This is a genomic window from Nonomuraea sp. NPDC054003 (assembly GCF_055585125.1).
In genome coordinates this window covers 1-1,089 of sequence record NZ_JBVJKR010000047.1, presented here as the reverse complement: position 1 = coordinate 1,089, position 1,089 = coordinate 1, and the positions used below count along the sequence as shown (strand labels likewise).

Below are 1,089 nucleotides of genomic sequence, written 5' to 3'. Positions count from 1 at the left end.
GGAGCACCGGCCGGGGCCTGACCGCCCTGGTCCACGCTGTGCCTGCAAGCGAACGTCTTGCACACGGCAGCTCACTAGTGGAGCACTGGCTACTCAACCGGTCTCGGTTGTCACCGCGCTAGTACCGCCCCCGGCGACGGGGGAGTGGGAGCGTGCGGCGGAGGGTCGAGACTGGTTGGACACACTGTTGGGTCCTGAGGAAACGGACCAGCTGGGCCCACTCGTTCGGGTGGGCCCGCCTGTCTGTGGGACCTCAGCACAGGACCATCGAAGAGTTTCCCCTTGGTGGGGGCTTGGGTGTGGTTGCTGTTTGTTGTTTGAGATTTGCATAGTGGACGCGAGCATCTTTGTGGCCAAGTTTTTAAGGGCACACGGTGGATGCCTTGGCATCAGGAGCCGATGAAGGACGTGGGAGGCTGCGTTAAGCCTCGGGGAGTCGCCAACCAGACGTTGATCCGGGGATGTCCGAATGGGGAAACCTAGCACCAGTCATGTGGTGTTGCCTCCGCCTGAATGTATAGGGCGGTTGGTGGTAACGCGGGGAAGTGAAACATCTCAGTACCCGTAGGAAGAGAAAACAAGAGTGATTCCGTGAGTAGTGGTGAGCGAAAGCGGAGGAGGCTAAACCGGGCGTGTGTGATAGCCGGCAGGCGTTGCATGTCCGGGGTTGTGGGACCTTCTGGGTCGATCTGCCGGTCGGCCAAGCAGTGAGAAATCGATGGGGTAGTCGAAAGCTCTGGGAAGGGCTGCCGTAGACCGTGAGAGCCGGGTAGGCGAAACCTTGTCGACTGCTGGAGGGGATCCCAAGTAGCACGGGGCCCGAGAAATCCTGTGTGAATCTGCCAGGACCACCTGGTAAGCCTAAATACTCCCTGGTGACCGATAGTGCACGAGTACCGTGAGGGAAAGGTGAAAAGTGCCCCGGTGAGGGGTCGTGAAAGAGTACCTGAAACCGTGTGCCTACAAGCCGTAGGAGCTTACAACAGCTTGCTGTTGTGTGATGTGACTGCGTGCCTTTTGAAGAATGAGCCTGCGAGTTATGGTGTGTGGCGAGGTTAACCCGTGTGGGGGAGCCGTAGCGAAAGCGAG

The 1,089-nt window shown here is 59.2% G+C and carries 1 rRNA gene; it reads left to right on the top strand.

The window, feature by feature from the left end:
- Positions 1–351: 351 nt before the first annotated feature.
- Positions 352–1,089 (top strand): 23S ribosomal RNA (locus ACZ6YG_RS44620); the annotation flags it as partial.